16 protein-coding genes and 1 riboswitch are annotated in these 20,244 nt (G+C 62.6%); of the genes, 7 read left to right on the top strand and 9 right to left on the bottom strand.

The features are described from left to right. Positions 1-222 precede the first annotated feature (222 nt). Positions 223-1,233 carry a thiamine ABC transporter substrate binding subunit gene (thiB, locus tag EJ075_RS12590; RefSeq protein WP_126104555.1) on the bottom strand — a complete coding sequence of 337 codons (1,011 nt, stop codon included), beginning with the start codon at positions 1,231-1,233 and terminating at the stop codon, positions 223-225. A gap of 43 nt (positions 1,234-1,276) precedes the next feature. Continuing rightward, positions 1,277-1,391, bottom strand: a riboswitch (TPP riboswitch). 102 nt (positions 1,392-1,493) lie between these two features. Between thiB and EJ075_RS12585 the strand changes: the two genes are divergently transcribed. The 4 genes from EJ075_RS12585 to EJ075_RS12570 all read left to right on the top strand — a co-directional run bounded on the left by EJ075_RS12585 (position 1,494) and on the right by EJ075_RS12570 (position 4,662). Beyond that, on the top strand, positions 1,494-2,138 hold the full coding sequence (locus EJ075_RS12585; RefSeq protein WP_126104554.1) for a thiamine diphosphokinase: 645 nt from the start codon (positions 1,494-1,496) through the stop codon (positions 2,136-2,138). Between the two features lies 1 nt (position 2,139). Next, positions 2,140-3,960, top strand: a complete 1,821-nt coding sequence (locus tag EJ075_RS12580) for an ABC-F family ATP-binding cassette domain-containing protein (protein WP_126104553.1) — start codon at positions 2,140-2,142, stop codon at positions 3,958-3,960. A gap of 160 nt (positions 3,961-4,120) precedes the next feature. Next, positions 4,121-4,363, top strand: a complete 243-nt coding sequence (locus EJ075_RS12575) for a type II toxin-antitoxin system CcdA family antitoxin (RefSeq protein WP_126104552.1) — start codon at positions 4,121-4,123, stop codon at positions 4,361-4,363. After that, on the top strand, positions 4,363-4,662 hold the full coding sequence (locus EJ075_RS12570) for a CcdB family protein (RefSeq protein WP_126104551.1): 300 nt from the start codon (positions 4,363-4,365) through the stop codon (positions 4,660-4,662). Before EJ075_RS12575 ends, EJ075_RS12570 begins: the two co-directional genes overlap by 1 nt. Positions 4,663-4,694: 32 nt before the next feature. On the opposite strand, the gene EJ075_RS12565 is transcribed toward EJ075_RS12570, so the two are convergent. Beyond that, the gene (locus EJ075_RS12565) at positions 4,695-6,356 is read right to left on the bottom strand and encodes a hypothetical protein (RefSeq protein ID WP_126104550.1); all 1,662 of its coding nucleotides are present in this window, start codon (positions 6,354-6,356) and stop codon (positions 4,695-4,697) included. Between the two features lie 74 nt (positions 6,357-6,430). Further along, complete coding sequence (locus EJ075_RS12560) at positions 6,431-7,729, bottom strand: adenylosuccinate synthase (RefSeq protein ID WP_095487377.1); 1,299 nt, start codon at positions 7,727-7,729, stop codon at positions 6,431-6,433. Positions 7,730-8,052: 323 nt separating this feature from the next. On the opposite strand from EJ075_RS12560, the gene EJ075_RS12555 reads away from it, so the two are divergent. Both EJ075_RS12555 and EJ075_RS12550 read left to right on the top strand, forming a co-directional pair. Continuing rightward, positions 8,053-8,943, top strand: a complete 891-nt coding sequence (locus tag EJ075_RS12555) for a DMT family transporter (RefSeq protein ID WP_126104549.1) — start codon at positions 8,053-8,055, stop codon at positions 8,941-8,943. A 248-nt stretch (positions 8,944-9,191) separates the two neighbouring features. Continuing rightward, the gene (locus EJ075_RS12550) at positions 9,192-9,611 is read left to right on the top strand and encodes an SH3 domain-containing protein (protein ID WP_348627370.1); all 420 of its coding nucleotides are present in this window, start codon (positions 9,192-9,194) and stop codon (positions 9,609-9,611) included. 85 nt (positions 9,612-9,696) lie between these two features. Here EJ075_RS12550 and serA read toward each other — a convergent pair whose 3' ends face one another. The 5 genes from serA to glmM form a co-directional block, all read right to left on the bottom strand. Then, complete coding sequence (gene serA, locus EJ075_RS12545) at positions 9,697-11,295, bottom strand: phosphoglycerate dehydrogenase (protein ID WP_126104547.1); 1,599 nt, start codon at positions 11,293-11,295, stop codon at positions 9,697-9,699. 178 nt (positions 11,296-11,473) lie between these two features. Next, entirely contained in the window at positions 11,474-12,649 is a 1,176-nt protein-coding gene (locus EJ075_RS12540) for a phosphoserine transaminase (RefSeq protein ID WP_126104546.1), read from the bottom strand. Between the two features lie 201 nt (positions 12,650-12,850). Continuing rightward, on the bottom strand, positions 12,851-13,615 hold the full coding sequence (locus EJ075_RS12535; protein WP_126104545.1) for an outer membrane protein: 765 nt from the start codon (positions 13,613-13,615) through the stop codon (positions 12,851-12,853). A 184-nt stretch (positions 13,616-13,799) separates the two neighbouring features. Beyond that, complete coding sequence (locus EJ075_RS12530; protein WP_126104544.1) at positions 13,800-14,627, bottom strand: outer membrane protein; 828 nt, start codon at positions 14,625-14,627, stop codon at positions 13,800-13,802. A 203-nt stretch (positions 14,628-14,830) separates the two neighbouring features. Further along, complete coding sequence (gene glmM / locus EJ075_RS12525; RefSeq protein WP_126104543.1) at positions 14,831-16,183, bottom strand: phosphoglucosamine mutase; 1,353 nt, start codon at positions 16,181-16,183, stop codon at positions 14,831-14,833. Positions 16,184-16,724: 541 nt separating this feature from the next. Here glmM and EJ075_RS12520 point away from each other — a divergent pair. Continuing rightward, the gene (locus tag EJ075_RS12520) at positions 16,725-17,705 is read left to right on the top strand and encodes a hypothetical protein (RefSeq protein WP_126104542.1); all 981 of its coding nucleotides are present in this window, start codon (positions 16,725-16,727) and stop codon (positions 17,703-17,705) included. Between the two features lie 504 nt (positions 17,706-18,209). Here EJ075_RS12520 and ftsH read toward each other — a convergent pair. Next, complete coding sequence (ftsH, locus tag EJ075_RS12515; RefSeq protein ID WP_065011263.1) at positions 18,210-20,138, bottom strand: ATP-dependent zinc metalloprotease FtsH; 1,929 nt, start codon at positions 20,136-20,138, stop codon at positions 18,210-18,212. Between the last annotated feature and the right edge of the window lie 106 nt (positions 20,139-20,244).

The raw sequence follows: 20,244 nt of genomic DNA, 5'->3' as shown, positions 1-20,244 counted from the left end.
AGATTCGAGATTCTTAGCGAGGATTGCGTTCCTTCGCGCCCCCCTCTGTCCTGCCGGACATCTCCCCCACGAGGGGGGAGATTGGCAGGTTCAGCGCTCCGCTCATTCCGGCAATGTCGGAGATTGGCGAAAGCCGGCATGATGGCCGATCTCCCCCCAAGTGGGGGAGATGTCCGGCAGGACAGAGGGGGGCGCCGTAGAGTGATCATCGTCAATCAGAAGCTACTTGCTCATCACCGCCAGCCATTCGTCGACCCAGGCCTTGCGGTTGGCGGCGACCTCTTCGGGGCTGAACAGCAAGGCCTTGGTCGGCTTGACGAGCTTGTCGAAGGCTGGGTTGAGCGGCTTGTCGGTCTTGCCGGCAGGAAACATCCAGTTGGTCTCGGGAATGACGTTCTGGAATTTCGGACCGGTCATGAAGGCCAGGAACTTTTCCGCCAGCGGGTTCTTCGCACCAGTCGTGGTGATGCCGGCAACCTCGATCTGCAGGTACTCGCCCTCCTCGAAGGACGCCGCCTGATAGCGTTCGGTGTTTTCGGCGACCATGTGATAGGCCGGCGACGTGGTGTAGGACAGCACCATCGGCGCCTCGCCCTTGGTGAACAGGCCATAGGCCTCGCTCCAGCCCGGCGTCACGGTGAGCACCTTTGCCCTGAGCTTGGCCCAGGCTTCCGGCGCCTTGTCGCCATAGACCGATCTCACCCACAACAGCAGGCCGAGACCGGGCGTCGAGGTGCGCGGATCCTGGATGACGATCTTCTCATCGGCATCGCCCTCGACCAATTCCTTCAGGCTCTTCGGCGGGGTCTTCAGCTTTTCGGTGTCGTAGACGACGGCGAAATAGCCATAGTCGAACGGCACAAAAATATCGTCGCTCCAGCCGCCCGGCACCTTGACGTCCGATACCGGGCCATGCGGCGAAAACAGGCCGGTAGCCTTGGCTTCCACCGTCAGATTGGTATCGAGGCCGAGCACGATGTCGGCCTTGGTCGCGGCCCCTTCCAATCTGACGCGATTGAGCAGCGCGACGCCGTCGGCGACCGCAACGAAATCGAGAGTGCAGCCGCATTCCGCCTCGAAGGCCTTCTTGACCGCGGGGCCTGGACCCCAGTCGGCGGTGAAGCTCTCATAGGTATAGACGGTGAGTTTCTCCTGCGCGGATGCTGGCCCGGTGCCGAGAACGGACGCGGCAAGCAGCATTGCCGAAACAAGAGAGTATGAAAACGTGCGCATCGGCGCCTCCTTCGTTCACATTGAAAGGAATTGAGGCGTCGGGCTGTCCGAAACGTCTAATCCCTCCGCCGGTACAAACCGGATCAGGTTCAGCGGGTTGGCATGGTTGCCTCTCAGCTGGTCCGCGAAGATCACGTCCAGCACCCCGTTAGAGCGTTTCGACACATAGGCCCGGCCGAAGTGCTGCGCAAGCTGAAGTTTGCAGGGCATCTGGAGCGCGGCCTTCCGTTTCGCAAGCAGGGCTGGTAAGGGCCACGCATATGAGCAAATTCACCATCCTGCTTGGCGGCGATCTTATCCGCACGCCGCTGGTCGACCGCCAGGTCGAAGGCTCCCGTGTCATCGCCGCCGACGCTGGCATCGGCCATGCCCGGACGCTGGAGCTGACGCCGGAACTCTGGGTCGGCGACTTCGATTCGGTGCCGGCGGACTTGCCGGACGATCTGGCCGCCGTGCCCCGCCAGGTGTTTCCGGCAGAAAAGGACAAGACCGACGGCGAGCTGGCTATCGCCGCTGCGCTCGAACGCGGCGCGACCGGGCTCGTGCTCGCCGGCGCGTTCGGCGGCAAGCGCACCGACCACGCCTTCCTGCACCTCGCGCTCAGCATCCGGCTGGCCGAGGCAGGCATAGAGGTGCTTTTGACCAGCGGCGCCCAGGAAGGCATCCCCTTGCTTCCCGGAAAGACCGGCTTCGACTACGCCGACAGCACGCTGTTTTCGATCCTCGGCTTCTCCGACCTTTCCGGCTTGACCGTTACCGGCGCCAAATGGCCGCTGAACCACGTCGAGGTCGCGTTCGGCTCATCGCTGACCATTTCCAACGAGGTCAAGGGCCGGCTCGAAATCGCGCTGGGCAGCGGCCGCGCGCTGTTGCTCGCCCATCCTTTTCCCCTACCTGAAAGCTGACATGGCGCCGCCACTTCTCAATCTCGACGGGATAAAGCTGACTTTTGGTGGCACGCCGCTGCTCGACGGGGCGGAACTGACAGCGTCGGCGGGCGACAAGATCGCTTTGGTCGGCCGCAACGGCTCGGGCAAGTCGACGTTGCTCAAGATCGCTGCGGGATTGATCGAGCCGCAGGACGGCGAGATGTTCCGCCAGCCTTCGGCGACAGTGCGCTACCTGCCGCAAATGCCAGACATGGATGGTTTCGCCAGCGTCCGCGCCTATGTCGAGGCGGGGCTTGGACCCGCCGATGACCCCTACCGCGCCACCTATCTGATGGAGCATCTCGGCCTGTCCGGCGAGGAACGACCGAACGATCTGTCCGGCGGCGAGGCGCGGCGCGCTGCCCTTGCCCGCGTCATGGCGCCGGAGCCCGACATTCTCCTCCTCGATGAGCCGACCAACCATCTCGACCTGTCGGTCATCGAGTGGCTGGAGGAGGAGCTTGCCCGCACCTCTTCGGCGCTGATTGTCATCTCGCACGACCGCCGCTTCCTCGAGCGCGTGTCACGCGCCACCGTCTGGCTCGACCGCGGCCAGACCCGCCGTCTCGACAAGGGTTTTGGCCATTTCGAGGAATGGCGCGACACGGTGCTGGAAGAAGAAGAGCGCGAGCAGCACAAGCTCGGCCGCCAGATCGTGCGCGAGGAGCACTGGCTGCGTTATGGCGTGACGGCGCGACGCAAGCGCAACATGCGCCGGCTCGGCGAGTTGCAGACCATGCGCCAGCGCTTTCGTGGCCATCGCGGCGCCGAGGGCGCGGCGACCATGGTGGCCAGCGACGCCGCCGAATCCGGCAAGCTGGTGATCGAGGCCAAGAACATCGAGAAGAGCTTTGGCGACCTCACCGTGGTCAAGGGCTTCTCGACCCGTATTCAGCGCGGCGACCGCGTCGGCTTGGTCGGGCCGAACGGCGCCGGCAAGACGACGCTCTTGAAGATGCTGACCGGCGAATTGAAACCGGACTCAGGCACGGTGCGGCTCGGCACCAATCTGGAGATCGCCACACTCGACCAGAAGCGCGAGGCGGTCGATCCGCAAGAGACACTGGCGCAATACCTCACCGACGGACGCGGCGAGAACCTTGTCATCAATGGCGAGCAGCGCCACGTCGTCTCCTACATGAAGGATTTCCTGTTCAAACCGGAACAGGCGCGCACGCCGGTGCGTGAGCTTTCGGGCGGCGAGCGAGCGCGGCTGTTGCTGGCCCGCGTGCTGGCACGGCCGGCAAACCTTCTGGTGCTCGACGAGCCGACCAACGATCTCGACATGGAGACGCTGGAACTGCTGCAGGAGCTGGTCGCCGGTTTTGCCGGCACCGTCATCCTGGTCAGCCACGACCGCGATTTCCTCGACCGCACCGTGACCAGCCTGATCGCGCCGGACGGCGGCGGCCGCTGGATCGAATATGCCGGCGGCTATTCCGACATGCTGGCGCAGCGCGGCGGCACCAGGCTGGACGACCGCAAGGCGCGGACGAAGGCCGAGACCAGCGAAGCGACGGCGGCAGCCAGGACCGAAGCAGCTGCGCCGAAGGGCCCGGCAAAGAAACTGTCGTTCAAGCAGAAATTCGCGCTGGAATCGCTGCCCAAGAAGATCGAGGCGGTGACCGCCTCGATCTCACGGCTGGAGGACAACATCGCCGACCCGGCCTATTACGAGCGCGATCCGGCCTCGTTCCAGAAGACCATCGCCGCCCTCGACAAGGAAAGAGCCACGCTGGCCGCGCTTGAGGAGGAATGGCTGGAACTTGAAATGTTAAGGGAAGAAATGGAGGGATGAGGAGCGTTCGGCCGCGGGCCGATCGATCGACAATTATTTGTAGATTGGAGCGACGAACGCCGAAGCCATAGCGGAGGGCTGGGCGCACGATCAGACGCCGTTTCGTCGTTGCTACGCCGGGCAAATGCGCATACATTATGCGCACACTGCGGAGGTCACAATGCGCAAGCTAACCTTGAACGCGGTTCGCCAGCCGGCAAACCTGTCGATCGACTCAAAACTCATGAAGGAAGCCAAGGGGCTTGACGTGAACGTCTCACGCGCCGCGGAGGCCGGCATCGCAGAGGCTGTCGCTGCCGAAAAGGCGCGACTATGGAAGCTTGAGAACCGAGCCACGATCGAGGCGTGGAACGAATACGTCGAAAAGCACGGTATTCCGCTGGAAGAACATCGGCAGTTCTGATGGCACGCTATGATGTCTTCGCGGGCCGGGTCGAAGGCAGCTATTTGCTGGACGTTCAATCCCACCTGCTCGACGATTTTAAAACACGGGTGGTGATCCCGCTTCTGCCGATAGCAATGACGCCGCCGCCGATGCGAAAGCTCCACCCCATCCTCGAGATCAATGGCCGAAAATTGATAATGGCGACCCATCTGATCGCCACGGTTCCGGCCAAGGAATTGGGTGAAAGTCGACTGAATATCACCAGGCACCACGACGACATCGTGGCAGCACTCGACATGCTGTTCCAGGGCTTCTGAGCCAAAGGGGAGCGTTAGGCTGGTGAGGCCGCTCAGCCCGCCGTCTTTGTCTGCCAGGCCTTCAGCGCCTCATCGAACACCTTCTCGCCGGGAATGCCCTTTTCCATGGTGAGCAGCGCCCGCCGTCCGGTCTTGTAGACGACCGGCACGTCGATCCAGTTCTGGCCCCGGAGCAGGGTCAGATTGGCATCTTCGTCCGCCTTGGTGTCGTTGAGAGCGACCAGGAAGAAGCCGTCGGCGATCTTGGCCGGGATGCCGATCAGCGGACTACCGGCATCCTGTTCGGAGCCCTTCATGGCGACGCGCAGTATATTGTCGACGCCGCCGCCGTCGAAACCGTCGGGCGTCAGGAAAATCATTTCGATGATATGGCTGGCCGGCAGCGTTTGGTCGGTGTTGCGGCGGATGGTCATGCGCAACTGCACGTCCTTGCCCGGAATGCTCGCCTCGGCGCGGATTGCCGGCTCGGGCGGCAGATTGCCGCCGGGCGATTCCTGCACCAGCGACCAGACGATGCTGCCGGGCTCGGCTGAGCCTTGGGCGGTGCTGGTGCGCTCCTCGTAGAAGATCGCCTTCTGGCCGACCGCCAGCGCGGTTTCCGCAGGCGCGGCTGTCGGCGCGGCCGGTGTGGCACTCGGGGTCGGCGCTGCCGGGGCGGCTGCGCTGTCGGTAGGCGCCGCCGGCGCCGGCGCTGCTCCATCGGCAGGCGGCGTTGTTGCAGGGGCTGCACCTGGCGTGGCGGGCGCATTCGTGGCTGGCGCATCGCCGCCCGGCGCTGCGGGCGCAGGTGCGGCCGGAGGCGGCGTGGTCAGTGCTGCGACGGATTCGCCCTCTCCGATGCCGCTTTGTCCTGAAGCAGCGGGGCCGGGATCGACCTCACCGCCCTCGGGCGTCAGGCGCTGGGTGAACTTTGCGCCCTCGGCATCCGTTGGAGCCGCTGCGGCCGGAGGCCTTGCCGCGGCATCGGTAGCCGGCTCGGCCGGAGCAGGCTTGACCAACGGTTCGATCGTTGCGACCTCGGTGCTGTTGAGACCCAGCATATTGCTGAACGCGTCCTTGTTCAGCCAGATGCCGTAGCCGCCGCCGGCAACGACGAGCAGAGCGACGACAGCGGCGATCAGCCCGCCATAGCTGCGCTTGCGCTCGGCAGGACGCAGACGCGGAAAGGTGTCCGCCGCCGGTTCCTCCTCGTTGGAAAAGACATCGCTTCTAAAGACGTCGCCCTTTTCGTCCGCCGCTGGAAAATCCCTGTCCGAAGGCACCGGATCGGTGCGCTCTGGAGGAGAAGCAACGGACGGCGGCTTTTGCCAGTTCGGCGCGGCTTTGGCGGCAGGCGTCGGCTGCCATGCCGGTTCGGTCTTTGCCGGCTGCCATGCTGGCTCGGCCTTTGCCGGCTGCCGGACATGGCTGGGTTGGTTCTTGTTGCGGTCGATGGAGGAGAAGATGTCTTCCAGTTCCGCCAGCGGATCGGATGCGGGCGCAGGCTTGGCATAGCCCCGCTCGACGCTGGCGATGGCGTCTTCCAGGGTGCGCTTATGCTGGGCAACGACCGAAGGCGCCAGCGGCGGTGTGTTCTTGGCCAGCTTGTCCGCGATGGTCGAGCGAGCCTTCTCATAGACTCTCGCGCGTATCTCCGGCGTCGGATTGCCAAGGCCATCGAGCGTCTTTTTCAGAGCACCAACAAAATCTGCCATGCTTCAGTCGACCTGCATTTCGTTTCTGGGCCGGCCCCCGCAAATCGGCCGCGATGCCCGGAACGGCTGAGAATCTAGTCTTGAAACGGATCGGTCACAAGTATTGTGTCGTCCCGTTCAGGGCTGGTGGAAAGGAGTGCGACCGGCGCGCCGATCAGTTCCTCGATATGACGGACATATTTGACTGCCTGGGCCGGCAGATCGTTCCAGCTTCTGGCGCCGGCGGTGGTGCCTTTCCAGCCCTCCAGCGTCTCGTAGACGGGTTCGACTCGCGCCTGCGCGCCCTGGCTGGCCGGCAGATAATCGATCGCCTCGCCGTCGAGGCGGTAGCCGGTGCAGACCTTGATCTCGTCCAGACCGTCGAGCACGTCGAGCTTGGTCAGAGCGATGCCCTTGATGCCGTTGACGGCGACGGCCTGGCGAACCAGCACGGCATCGAACCAGCCGCAGCGGCGCTTGCGGCCAGTGACGACGCCGAACTCGTGGCCGCGCGTGCCCAGGAACTCGCCGATCTCGTTCTTCTGTTCGGTCGGGAACGGACCCTCGCCGACACGCGTCGTATAGGCCTTGGTGATGCCGAGGACATAGCCGATGGCACCCGGGCCGACGCCAGATCCGGCTGAGGCCTGGCCGGCGACCGTGTTGGACGAAGTGACGAACGGATAGGTGCCGTGGTCGATGTCGAGCAGCGTGCCTTGCGCGCCTTCGAACAGGATGCGTTCGCCGGCGCGGCGCTTGTCGTCGAGGATCTTCCAGACACGGTCCATATAGGGCAGGATCTCGTCGGCGACGGAAATCAGCTCATTCATGATCGCGTCATGCGTGACTTCGGCGTGACCGAGCCCGCGGCGCAGAGCATTGTGGTGCGTCAGCAGCCTGTCGACCTTCAAGGGCAGCGTTTCCAAATCCGCCAAATCCATCACCCTGACCGCGCGCCGGCCCACCTTATCCTCATAAGCGGGGCCAATGCCGCGACGGGTCGTGCCGATCTTCGTTCCGGAATTGGTGGCGGCGTCCTCGCGGAATCCGTCCAGTTCCCGGTGCAAGGACAGGATAAGCGCGGTGTTTTCGGCTATTTTCAGGCGCTCAGGTGTCACCTCGACGCCTTGCGCCTTCAATTTCGCCACTTCCGCGACGAAGGCGTGCGGATCGAAGACGACGCCATTGCCGATGATGGACAGCTTGCCTTGCCGCACCACGCCGGACGGCAGCAGCGACAGCTTGTAGACCTTACCGTCGACAACCAGCGTATGGCCGGCATTGTGGCCGCCCTGGAAGCGCACGACGACGTCGGCGCGCTCCGACAGCCAGTCAACGATCTTGCCTTTGCCCTCGTCGCCCCATTGCGAGCCGACGACCACCACATTGGCCATGTTTCTTTTCCCTTGAGGCGCCGCTCGGAGCGGCTTGAAATGGTTTCGAAACGACAGGCTTCTATCGCATTGGCCCGAAAATCGGAATCGATTTCGGCGAGCACGATGCGAACATTCAAAGCCTTGAGACGCGTACTGTGTGCGACCAAGTGGACGCACGTCGCTCTATAACGTCAAGACCCGGCGAGCGCGACCATTCTTTACCGCCGAAGGCGCCCCCAGGCACAACAATTTTCGCCTTTGACATCATTTACTTGGACGAACCATCCCAATAGGTCGGCAAAAGACCCTTCGCCTGCCCGCCCCGGCTGGAAAATTTCGCGATGCATCGAACCGCCTATCTATTCCTGCTGTTCACCACCTTGCTGTGGGGCGGCAACTCCGTGGCCGGCAAGCTGGCGGTCGACCACATTTCGCCGATGACGCTGGTCTTCCTGCGCTGGGTTCTGGCCGTTCTGATCATGCTGCCGATCGGCTGGCGAACGCTGCGCGAGGACTGGCCGGTGGTGCGCAGGCATTGGTTGCTGCTCGGCGGGCTCGGCGCTTGCGGCTTCACCTTCTTCAATGCCATCTTCTACACGGCGCTCAACTACACCACGGCGATCAACGTCTCGATCGAGCAGGCGGCGATACCGATCGTGATCATCCTCGCCAATTTCGTGCTGTTTCGCCTGCGTGTGAACCGGGTGCAGATCGCCGGCGTCGTGCTGACGATCATCGGTGTCGCCCTGACCGCCAGCAATGGCGATCTGCGCCAGCTCCTCAGGCTGGATCTCAATTTCGGCGACGCCATCATGCTGATCGCGGTGCTTTGCTACAGCTTCTACTCGGTCGGGCTGCGGCTGAAGCCGGCCATACGCTGGCAGAGCCTGATGCTGGCGCTGTCGATTGCCGCACTTGCCACTTCGCTGCCTTTCTTCCTGTGGGAGGTGGCGGCCGGCAAGGTCATCGTTCCCGATGCACGCGGCTGGGCGGTCGCGTTCTACACCGCGATCGGCGCCTCGGTCATCTCGCAGATCTTCTACATCAGGGGCAACGAGCTGATCGGCGCCAACCGGGCCGGCCTGTTCATCAATCTGGTGCCGATCTTCGGCACGCTGCTCTCGGTGCTGATCGTCGGTGAGACATTCCAGCTCTATCAGGCGCTGGCCCTCGTGCTGGTGCTCGGCGGCATCAGCCTCGCCGAATACAGCGGAAGGAAGATGGCGATTTAGCCGGCAATGTTCGGCGCCGGATGCGGATGGTGCGATCCAGAGCCTGTCGCAGCCTCATGGTGAACCAAGCCCCTACGACAGTGGCCGGACGAATATCCAAAACAACTAAAGTATTAAGAATCATAATAACCAGTACGGGTGTATTAAGGATACGAACATTACAATATACGGCGCCATTTCCCTAGAGATTGACTTTTTCAGCTTTCGCAACTCATCTTCCCAGCGCCAGTTTAGCTGATCTCGGTGAAATGGAGACGATCATGAATTTTCGAATGCTCGCGGCGCTTGTCCTTGCTTTTGTTGGCTTGGCAGCCTTTCCCATATCGGCCTCCGCAGCCACCGCCTATACAACCGGGACCTTGAATGTGCGAAGCGGCCCTGGCCCCGGCTATGCAAGGATCGCAACATTGCCGGCCGGCCACAGGGTGACGGTGCTCGATTGCCAGGGCAGCTGGTGCGCAATTCGTGCCGCCGGGATACGGGGCTGGGCCAGCGCAAACTATCTGGACCGCGTCTATGTTTCCCGACCGATCGTCGTGCGGCCGCACATTATCGTTCGCCCGCCGCATTACCGTCCGCATCGGCCGCACCGGCCGCACCGGCCGCATAAGCCGCACCGGCCCCGTCCCGGCAAATGCAAGATCGCGCCCGGCTTCGCCTGCAAATAACGGCCGTCAAAGGATTATCCAAACGCTCTGACGTCATTGTCGAAACGCCCCGTGTGCTTTTGGAAGCACACGGGGCGCGCATGATTCAGGCGCCGCCCACATCGAAATGCAGCCGCTTGGCGGAGTCGATCGACTTGTGCGCCCGCACCTGCTCCAGCACGTTTTCCGGGAACGGCGCATCGAGATAGAGCAGCGCGATGGCATCGCCGCCAGGCCGGTTGCGGCCGAGCTGGAAGTTGGCGATATTGACGCCGTTCTCGCCGCAGACCGTGCCGAGCAGGCCGATGATGCCGGGCGCATCGGCATTGGTCGTGTAGAGCATGTGCTGGCCGACCTCGGCGTCAAGGTTGATGCCCTTGATCTGGATGAAGCGCGGCTTGCCGTCAGAGAAGCAGGTGCCGGCGATCGAGCGCGTCCTATGCTCGGTCTTGACCGTGAGCTTGATATAGCCGTCGAACACGCCGGATTTGTCGCGCTTGACCTCGGCGACGATGATGCCGCGCTCCTTCACCATGATCGGCGCCGACACCATGTTGACATCGGAGACCTGCGGCCGGATCAGCCCGGCAAGGGCGGCGCTGATCAGTGCTCGCGTGTTCATCGTCGCGGTCGACCCGTCGAACAGGATCTCGACCTCTTTGATCGGATCCTCGGTGACCTGTCCGACAAAGGCGCCGAGCACTTCGGCAAGCTTGACGAAAGGTTTCAGGCGCGGCGCTTCCTCGGCGGTGATCGACGGCATGTTGATGGCGTTGGAAACGGCGCCCTTGATCAGATAGTCGGACATCTGCTCGGCGACATGCAGGGCGACATTCTCCTGCGCTTCGGTGGTCGACGCGCCGAGATGCGGCGTCGCCACGACATTCTCCAGGCCGAACAGTTCATTATACTCCGCCGGTTCGACCTCGAACACGTCGATGCCAGCACCTGCCACCTTGCCGCTTTTCAGCGCCGCGATCAGATCGGCCTCGACGACCAGCCCGCCACGCGCGCAATTGATGATGCGCACACCGGTCTTCATTTTGGCGATCGCCGCGGCGTCGATGATGTTACGCGTTTTGTCGGTAAGCGGTGTGTGCAGCGTGATGAAGTCGGCGCGGGCGAACAACTCGTCGAGCTCGACCTTCTCGACGCCGAGTTCCTCGGCGCGGCTGTCCGACAGGAACGGATCGAAGGCGATGACGTGCATCTTCAGGCCGACGCCGCGTGTGGCGACGATCGAGCCGATATTGCCGCAGCCGATGATGCCCAGCGTCTTGCTGGTGATCTCGATGCCCATGAAGCGGTTCTTTTCCCATTTGCCGGCATGGGTCGAGGCATTGGCTTCCGGTATCTGGCGGGCCAGCGCAAAGATCATGGCGACGGCATGCTCGGCGGTGGTGATCGAATTGCCGAAGGGCGTGTTCATCACGATGATGCCCTTGCGGCTTGCCGCCGGGATGTCGACATTGTCGACGCCGATGCCGGCGCGGCCGACCACCTTCAATTTGGTGGCGGCGTTGATCAGCTTCTCGGTGACTTTCGTCGCCGAACGGATGGCGAGGCCGTCATACTGACCGATCACTTCAAGGAGCTTTTCCTTGTCCTTGCCGAGATCGGGCAGGTAGTCGACCTCGATGCCGCGATCCCTGAAGATCTGCACGGCGGTGGTGGAGAGTTTGTCTGAGACGAGAACGCGGGGCATGGGCTAGATCCTTTGCGATTGGCGCCCCTCCCCCTTGAGGGGAGGGTCGGCGCGAAGCGCCGGGGTGGGGTCGTTGCGGCCGGACGCGGCCGATTCTTTCTGGATGGTGGGGTCGTTGAGCTGGGTGGAGGCGACCCCACCCGGCCCTTCGGGCCACCCTCCCCTCAAGGGGGAGGGATCAGGCCGCTGCCTTGAGCGACGCCTTTTGCGCGGCAAAGGCCCAGTCGAGCCACGGCAGCAGCGCTTCGAGGGAGGCGGTCTCGACCGTCGCCCCGCACCAGATGCGCAAGCCGGGCGGTGCGTCGCGATAGGCGCCGATGTCGTAGGCGACGCCTTCCTTGTCGAGCGCCGAGACGATGCACTTGGCGAACGCCGTTTGCCCGTCGGCATTGAGTGCTGCGACATCCGGGTCGGTGAAGGAAAGGCAGACGGACGTGTTCGACCGCGTCGCCGGGTCGGTGGCCAGATGGCCGAGCCATGAGGATTTGCGGACGAAGCCGTCGAGAACGGCGGCATTGGCGTCGGCACGGGCAATCAGCGCGTCGAGGCCGCCGATCGACTTCGCCCAACGCAGCGCGTCGAGATAGTCCTCCACGCACAGCATCGACGGCGTGTTGATCGTCTCGCCCTTGAAGATGCCTTCGATGAGCTTGCCGCCCGAGGTCAGGCGGAAGATTTTCGGCAGCGGCCAGGCCGGCTTGTAGCTTTCCAGCCGCTCGACGGCGCGCGGGCTGAGGATCAGCATGCCGTGCGCACCTTCGCCGCCCAGCACCTTCTGCCAGGAGAAGGTGACGACGTCGAGCTTCTGGAAATCGAGCCTTTGCGCAAAGGCCGCCGAAGTGGCGTCGCAGATGGTCAGGCCGCGGCGAGCGGCCGGGATGAAATCGCCGTTCGGCACACGCACGCCCGATGTCGTGCCGTTCCAGGTGAAGACCACGTCGCGGTCGAAATCGATTTTTGTCAGGTCCGGCAGCGCGCCGTAACCGGCTTCGATCCTGCGCACGTCGGCAAGCTTCAGCTGCTTGACCACATCGGTGACCCAGCCGGAACCGAAACTTTCCCAGGCGACCATGTCGACGCCGCGTTCACCGAGCAGCGACCACAGCGCCATCTCAACCGCGCCGGTATCCGACGCCGGCACGATGCCGATGCGATAGTCTGCCGGAACCTGAAGTATCTCCCGCGTCAGCTCGATCGCCTGCTCGAGCTTGGTCTTGCCGATCTTGGCGCGATGCGAGCGTCCGAGCGCGGCATTGATCAGCGCCTCGACCGACCAGCCGGGGCGTTTTGCACAGGGACCTGAGGAAAAATTGGGATTTGCCGGACGGAGTCCGGGCTTCGTATGCGTCGTCATCGTGGTCTATCCTTCCAGATAGTGGCCCCTCGTTGGGGAGGGGTGGCCCACGGACGGCGATATGCGTTCAGGCGTCAGGCGTCAAGGGGAAAGTTTTTGTCGCTGGCAGGATACTGGTCACCTGTGGTGAGAATGTCATGGCCTAAAAACACGAACGGCGAACCCGAAGATCCGCCGTCTTGATTGTCGCCTGCGCGGCTCCTACCAGAGGTCGTAACGCAACCCGATCTTGACCTGATGATTGCTGATCCCTTTGCGGATCGGATACGAATCCAGATCCTCTGCGGTGGCATATTCGGCGTCGGGCGCGGAAAAATACTGATAGCCCAGATCAACGGAGACATTCTTGGACACTCGATAGGCAAGGCCCGCATTCAGCGTATAGGCAAGGGAATACTGGGTCTTGTTGTCCTGCAAAACGAAATCGTCGGCGGGGTCATCATTGTCGGTGAAATAGCTCGCCGAAAGCTTGCGCTTGCTCTGGACGACGCCGATACCCGCGCCGAGATAGGGCGTGATCCCGACATAGGTGCCAAGATCGACATAGCCATTGAGCATGCCCGAAAAGGCGTAGTTCTCCAGGGATGCTGATGCCACGGTCGCCTCTGCCGCAATCGCTGAATCGTCATAGCCGACGCCAATCTCGTTGCCGGGCAGATAGCCGAGATTGAGGTCGGCACGCAGATAGTCGTTGAAATGGTAACCGAAGCCGATGCTGGCAAAGATCGGATCTTCTTTGTCGCTGAAGCTCGCCGGCGTGAAGGCGAAATCCTCATTTTCGAAGCTCTCTTCCGGTAAATAAGCGACATCGCCGCGCAGATACCATCCCGAACCGACTTCGACCGGCACGTAGTCCGGCGCCTGGTCGACATAGATCGGCGGGTCGTAGTCGGCGCCGAGTGCCTGCGACAGCGGCGTCAGGGCGATTGCTGCAAGCGCCAGCGCTATGCGCGATTTGACTGTCATGATCCGGCTCCCGAAGGTGGCGCCATCGCAATCGCAAGCGCCGTTTGAGAGCATTGTTAACCATAGTGGTTAAGTGGCGGTTAAGGATAACAGGACGTTAGCGAATTGATTTTGATGAGCTTCCCGACACAAACGAAAACCGCCCGGCTTTGCCGGGCGGTCCGTAAACCTGCTGTCGAAGCGACTACTTGGTGTAGACCGGTTCGGGTTCATAGGCGATCGGTTCCGGCTGGGCGCAGCCGGAGTTGCCGAACTGATAGCGCAGACCGCCGCGCACTTCGTGCACATTGATGCCCTTGTCATGTCCGGGACCGACATCGCTGGCGAAGTCGAACATCTTGCCGCCTTCGATATGGCTGAAGCGGTAACCGAGATCGAGCTTGACGCGATCGGTCAGGCAGTAGGAGGCGCCCGCCATCGCCGCATAGGCAAAGCGCCAGCCCTTGCCGCCGCTATGCTCAAACGTATCGTCGTCAATGGTGTTGTGCAGCTTGTCCCACTTGACCCAGGCGCCGCCGATGCCGGCGCCGACATAAGGCGTGATGCCGTGCCAGGTGCCGATATCGACATAGGCATTGGCCAGGAGCAGCAGCGCCGTATAAGACGACGTGTCGGTCGAAGTGCAGGGGTTGATGCCGCAGAAGCCGCTGGTCGAGCCGCGGAAATCGGATTTGCTCATCCAGTCCGCGGTCAGGTCGGTGCGAAAATGCTGGTTGATCTGGTAACCGACGCCGGCACCGGCCGAGAAGGCGCTCTCCAGCTTGCCGCTGTCGAAGCGACCAGTACCGGGTGTGTCACCGTAGGTGATGTAGTCGGCGCCGCGAAACTTCGACCAATGATAGTCGATGTCGCCGCGAATGTACCAGCCGCCATATTCGGCCGGCTGCTCGTAGACGGCCGGTGGCGGGGCCGGCTCGATCACGGGCGGCTCGACGAAGTCGGCGGCGAACACTGGTCCGGCTACGCCCGCGAGCAGCGCGGCAAAGAGGGCCATTCTTGCTGTATTGAACATGCTTGTCACCCCTGAGAACCCTCGGCACAGCGAACGCGTCCGAATGTGATTGGCTTCAGTCGTGGATAATGAATTGGAAAAGTTAAAAGGCGTTTAACCGTATCGCTTAACCATGAATCTCTAGAATTCGAGGAAACTTGCGGCCATAGCTCAACGAAAAAGCCCGCCGAAAGGCGGGCTTCAGACTGGCAAAAGCTGCAGGATCAGGCGGCGCTGCGTGTTTCCGAGATGATCTCGACGATGTCGTTGACGACGGCCTCGACCAGTTGCTGGTCGTCGCCTTCCGCCATGACGCGGATGAGCGGCTCCGTGCCGGATGGCCGGATGACCAGGCGACCGGCCTTGCCCAGGCGGTGGCGTGCATCTTCGATCGCTGCCTTGACCGGGGCTTCCTCGAGCGGCTTACCGCCGGAAATGTGGACGTTCTTCAGAAGCTGCGGCACCGGCTCGAACTTCTTCGACAGCTCGCTGACCGGCCGGTTCTGCCGCTTGATGCAGGCGAGCACCTGGAGCGCCGAGACGAGGCCGTCGCCGGTCGTGGAAAAATCGGACAGCACGATGTGGCCAGACTGCTCGCCGCCGACATTCAGGCCGTGCGCACGCATGTGCTCGACGACGTAGCGGTCGCCGACCTTGGTGCGGTGCAACTGCAGGTTCATGTCGCCGAGGAAGCGTTCGAGCCCAAGATTGGACATCACCGTCGAGACGACGCCGCCGCCGGCCAGCCGGCCGCTCTGATGCCAGGACTCGGCGATCAGCGCCATGATCTGGTCGCCATCGACGATCGCGCCATTCTCGTCGACGATGACGACGCGGTCGGCGTCGCCGTCGAGCGCGATGCCGATATCGGCGCGCACTTCGTGCACCTTCTTCTGCAGGCCGGCCGGATGGGTCGAGCCGCACTCCTTGTTGATGTTGAAGCCGTTGGGCTCGACATTGATGGCGACGACCTCGGCGCCGAGTTCCCACAGCGCCTCGGGCGCCACCTTGTAGGCAGCGCCATTGGCGCAATCGACGACGATGCGGAGGCCGGAAAGCGACATCGATCGCGGCAGCGTGCGTTTGGCGAATTCGATATAGCGGTCATGGACGCCGTCGACGCGCTTGGCGCGGCCGAGCCCATCCGAATCGGCGAGCGCCAGGTCGATATCCTTGTCGAGCATCCCCTCGATGCGCTCCTCGATCTCGTCGGAGAGCTTGTAGCCATCCGGGCCGAACAGCTTGATGCCGTTGTCATAGTAAGGATTGTGCGAGGCCGAGATCATCACGCCGATGTCGGCGCGCAACGAGCGCACCAGCATGGCGACTGCGGGCGTCGGAATCGGGCCGAGCAGGAATACGTCCATGCCGGCGGCGCAGAGGCCCGACACCATCGCATTCTCGATCATGTAGCCGGAAAGTCTGGTGTCCTTGCCGAGCACGACGCGGTGGCGATGGTTGCCGCGCTGGAACGAAAGGCCGGCGGCCATGCCGACCCTCATGGCGATCTCCGCCGTCATTGGAAACCTGTTGGCGCGCCCGCGAATGCCGTCCGTACCGAAATAACTTCCTGCCATACTAGTCAGCTTCCCGATGGTTCTTTCCCGGCACGTCATGCCACAAATTGGCCCGAGCCCTATCATCACAATGCATGATTATATGCCTCCAATCCTTAGAAAATTGTTGTTTTGTGTGTTTTGTGTCACGCCACTGTATTGATTTTCAAGTTCCCTGCTCTGATTGCGGCAGCAGCGTTCAGGAACTTCAACTCAAACCGCATCTGGATTCTTGATGTGTGTGTCAGTATGGCTTTGAATTCGGAATCCGCGCGTCGTTCTGCTCCAGACCGAGGTGAATTCAGGATCCGCCGCACCAGCCGGTTCGACTGGCTGTCATGCGAGGCAGTCTCCTGACTGCGAACCGCTATATACGCGCTCTCCGTGCAAATGCACCCGGAAAAACTTGGCTGCGAGACAGCGCCCGGCAACGATTTCATCACCTTATCGGAAAGAATACACTTTCCGGCACTTTTTACGCTACTTGGCATCTGGCGCAACCAGCCGTTGAGCGCTATTGATTTGCTGGGACATATCATGAACCGCTGTAGGGAGAAAATGCATGCTCATCCATCGACTTGCCACTTTGACGGGTCTTGCCGTCGTGACCTTGTTCCTGGCGGCGCCTGCCAATGCGCTGACCATGGCCGAGTGCAGCACCAAGTATAACGCGGCCAAGGACGCCGGAACACTTGGCGGGCAGAACTGGAACCAGTTCCGCAAGGCCGAATGCGGCACCGACGCCAGCGCCACGGCAGAACCCGCCAAGCCGACGACCAAGGCGGCAGCAGCCACTGGCGATGACGTCGCGCCGGGCCTGACGGCGAAAGAGTGCAGCACCAAGTATCAGGCAGACAAGGCCGCCGGCACACTGAACGGCCTGACCTGGAACCAGTATCGCAAGACTGAATGCACCGCCGGCGCTACCGCTGCGGCAGCACCGGCCGCGGCAGCACCGGCTGCGACGGCAGCGGCCACTGATGACTCGGCACCGGGCCTGACGGCGAAAGAATGCAGCACCAAATATCAGGCTGCAAAGGCTGCCGGCACGCTGAACGGCATGAAGTGGAACGACTTCCGCAAGAGCGCATGTGCCGCCGGCGCCACTGCGACGGTAGAACCCGCCGCAGCGACGACCAAGGCAGCGGCAACTGCGGACGCCGGCAAAGGCCTCAGCATGGCGGACTGCAGCGCCAAGTATCAGGCGGCCAAGACCGGCAACACGCTGAACGGCATGAAGTGGAACGACTTCCGCAAGAGCCAGTGCGGTGCGGGTGCATCCGACGACGATACCGTGCCGGCTGCCGATGAGGCCAGCTACACCAGCGACCCGGAAACACCGACCGTCGGCGCTCCCCAGGGTGTGAAGTTTCCGAAGGCGATCTCCCAGAAATACAGCACCGAAACCCCGGCCAAAGGCCGTATGCATACCTGCCTCGATCAGTACTACGCCAACAAGGACGCCAATGCGCTGGGCGGCCTCAAGTGGATCCAGAAGGGCGGCGGCTTCTACAGCCTGTGCAATGCCGCACTGAAGAGCTAATAGATAGCAGCATCTGAAAGACGAAAGGCCCGCGAACCGCAAGGTTCGCGGGCTTTTTTGTTCGCCGCTTCAGGAGAGGCCACTCTTGCGTTGCAAGGAGGCGCCATCGACGACGCTGCCAATCTCCCCCCTCGTGGGGGAGATGCCCGGCAGGGCAGAGGGGGGCGCGAAGGATCGCTGCTTTCATTCTAGTTTGGATTCCTCGCCTCCCCGAAAATGGGGAGAGGTGGCTCGGCGAAACCGAGGCGATGAGGGAAATTCGAACTAACAGCCAGAGTGAAGTTCGCCCTAGCCCCAAGATGCCGGCGGGACAGTGCCCCCCTCTGTCCTGCCGGACATCTCCCCCACGAGGGGGGAGATTGGCCGCCACACCGGCTTTCGCCGATCGCCAACGTTGCAGGTCGGGTACAGGTCGCGGACAATTCCGCAGTCCTCTCCACCTCCTGAAAAAAAACGCCGCGGTCCAAGCCGCGGCGTTTTCGAATCAATCTCCTGGGCCGGACCCTAGCTTGACGGCTGAGGCTCCATGCCGCCTTCGGGCTCCGGACCTTTCTTGCGGCGGCTGCCGGACTTCGGCACGGCCGAGCCACGGCTCGGCGGCGTGTCGTCGCCGAGATCGCGGGCGGGCTTATGGCCGGCGATCAACTGCTTGATCTCCTCGCCCGACAGCGTCTCATATTCCAACAGCCCCTGCGCCAGCGCGATCCATTCCTTCTTCTTCTTGGTCAGGATGGATTTTGCCGTCGAATAGGCCTCGTCGATCAGCCGGCGCACTTCGGCGTCGATGATCTGCGCCGTCTCTTCCGAGACGTTCTGCGTGCGCGCCACCGAATGGCCGAGGAAAACCTCTTCCTGGTTGTCGCCATAGGCGACGTGGCCGAGCTTGTCGGAGAAGCCCCAGCGCGTGACCATGGCGCGCGCCAGCTTGGTTGCCTGCTCGATGTCCGAGGAGGCGCCCGAGGTGATGTTCTCCTTGCCGAACTTGAACTCCTCGGCGACGCGGCCACCCATCATGATGGCGAGGCGCGAGATCATGTATTTGTAGCTCATCGAATAGCGGTCGCCTTCCGGCAACTGCATGACCATGCCAAGCGCCCGGCCGCGCGGAATGATGGTCGCCTTGTGCAGCGGATCGGCCGACGGCACGTTCAGCGCCAGGATGGCGTGGCCGGCCTCGTGATAGGCGGTGAGTTCCTTCTCGGCCTGGGTCATGGCCGACGAGCGGCGCTCGGCGCCCATCATGATCTTGTCCTTGGCGTCCTCGAACTCGGCCATGGTGACAAGGCGCTTGTTGCGCCGCGCCGCCATCAGGGCGGATTCGTTGACGAGGTTCATCAGGTCGGCGCCGGAAAAGCCGGGAGTGCCGCGTGCGATCACCTTGAGGTCGACGTTGGGCGCCAGCGGCACGTTGCGCACATGCACCTTCAGGATCTTCTCGCGGCCGACGATGTCGGGGTTCGGCACCACCACCTGGCGGTCGAAACGGCCGGGCCTGAGCAGCGCCGGATCGAGCACGTCCGGTCGGTTGGTGGCGGCGATCAGGATGATGCTTTCGTTGGATTCGAAGCCGTCCATTTCGACCAGCAACTGGTTCAGCGTCTGCTCGCGTTCGTCATTGCCACCACCGAGGCCGGCGCCGCGATGGCGGCCGACCGCGTCGATTTCGTCGATGAAGATGATGCAGGGCGCATTCTTCTTGGCCTGGTCGAACATGTCGCGGACGCGGCTCGCGCCGACGCCGACGAACATCTCGACGAAGTCCGAGCCGGAGATGGTGAAGAACGGCACGTTGGCTTCACCGGCGACTGAGCGGGCAAGCAGCGTCTTGCCGGTTCCGGGAGGGCCGACAAGCAGCACGCCGCGCGGAATCTTGCCGCCAAGCCGCTGGAACTTCTGCGGATCACGCAGGAATTCGACGATCTCCTCCAGATCCTGCTTGGCTTCGTCGACGCCGGCGACATCCTGGAAGGTGACGCGGCCATGCGCTTCGGTCAAAAGCTTGGCCTTCGACTTGCCGAAACCCATTGCGCGGCCGGAGCCGGACTGCATCTGGCGCATGAAGAATATCCAGACGCCAAGGATGAGGATCATCGGCAGCCAGGAGATGAGATAGCCGAACAGCGAATTGGAGCCGTCGGATTCAGGGCGCGCATTGATGGTGACGTTCTTGTCCTGCAGCCTCGAAACCAGCGACGGATCTCCGGGCGAATAGGTCTGGAAGCCGGTAGAGGTGTCGGTATAGGTACCGGAAATGCGGGCACCCGCGATGGTCACCGTCTTGACCCGGCCGGCCGCGACATCCTGCAGGAACTGCGAATAGGGGACATCGCTCGCCGCCCCGCGCGTCTGCGGCGTCTGGAACAGATTGAAGAGAGCGATGAGCAGGACCGCTATGATCGCCCAGAGCGCGAGATTGCGATAATTCGGATTCATCAATTGTCCCGTTGGCGTCCGCTGGCGGACACGCGTCGTGAGAGGAAACTTGGGTCTAACATAGGGATGGCGTCCTCCCTTGCCAAGCAGAACAGCATGTCGCGGT

The sequence above is a fragment of the Mesorhizobium sp. M6A.T.Cr.TU.016.01.1.1 genome (assembly GCF_003952585.1).
In the GTDB taxonomy this organism is placed as follows: Bacteria; Pseudomonadota; Alphaproteobacteria; order Rhizobiales; family Rhizobiaceae; genus Mesorhizobium; species Mesorhizobium mediterraneum.
Note: the sequence above shows the minus strand (reverse complement) of the source record. Positions and strands in the feature narration are given on the sequence as shown.

Coding starts and splice junctions, on each gene's coding strand:
- EJ075_RS12570 (WP_126104551.1), top strand. CDS start 4,363: ATGGCACGCTATGATGTCTTCGCGGGCCGGGTCGAAGGCAGCTATTTG.
- glmM (WP_126104543.1), bottom strand. CDS start 16,183: ATGGCAGGAAGTTATTTCGGTACGGACGGCATTCGCGGGCGCGCCAAC.
- EJ075_RS12565 (WP_126104550.1), bottom strand. CDS start 6,356: ATGGCAGATTTTGTTGGTGCTCTGAAAAAGACGCTCGATGGCCTTGGC.
- EJ075_RS12585 (WP_126104554.1), top strand. CDS start 1,494: ATGAGCAAATTCACCATCCTGCTTGGCGGCGATCTTATCCGCACGCCG.
- EJ075_RS12580 (WP_126104553.1), top strand. CDS start 2,140: ATGGCGCCGCCACTTCTCAATCTCGACGGGATAAAGCTGACTTTTGGT.
- EJ075_RS12555 (WP_126104549.1), top strand. CDS start 8,053: ATGCATCGAACCGCCTATCTATTCCTGCTGTTCACCACCTTGCTGTGG.
- EJ075_RS12530 (WP_126104544.1), bottom strand. CDS start 14,627: ATGTTCAATACAGCAAGAATGGCCCTCTTTGCCGCGCTGCTCGCGGGC.
- EJ075_RS12575 (WP_126104552.1), top strand. CDS start 4,121: ATGCGCAAGCTAACCTTGAACGCGGTTCGCCAGCCGGCAAACCTGTCG.
- EJ075_RS12540 (WP_126104546.1), bottom strand. CDS start 12,649: ATGACGACGCATACGAAGCCCGGACTCCGTCCGGCAAATCCCAATTTT.
- ftsH (WP_065011263.1), bottom strand. CDS start 20,138: ATGAATCCGAATTATCGCAATCTCGCGCTCTGGGCGATCATAGCGGTC.
- EJ075_RS12560 (WP_095487377.1), bottom strand. CDS start 7,729: ATGGCCAATGTGGTGGTCGTCGGCTCGCAATGGGGCGACGAGGGCAAA.
- serA (WP_126104547.1), bottom strand. CDS start 11,295: ATGCCCCGCGTTCTCGTCTCAGACAAACTCTCCACCACCGCCGTGCAG.
- EJ075_RS12520 (WP_126104542.1), top strand. CDS start 16,725: ATGCTCATCCATCGACTTGCCACTTTGACGGGTCTTGCCGTCGTGACC.
- EJ075_RS12535 (WP_126104545.1), bottom strand. CDS start 13,615: ATGACAGTCAAATCGCGCATAGCGCTGGCGCTTGCAGCAATCGCCCTG.
- thiB (WP_126104555.1), bottom strand. CDS start 1,233: ATGCGCACGTTTTCATACTCTCTTGTTTCGGCAATGCTGCTTGCCGCG.
- EJ075_RS12550 (WP_348627370.1), top strand. CDS start 9,192: ATGGAGACGATCATGAATTTTCGAATGCTCGCGGCGCTTGTCCTTGCT.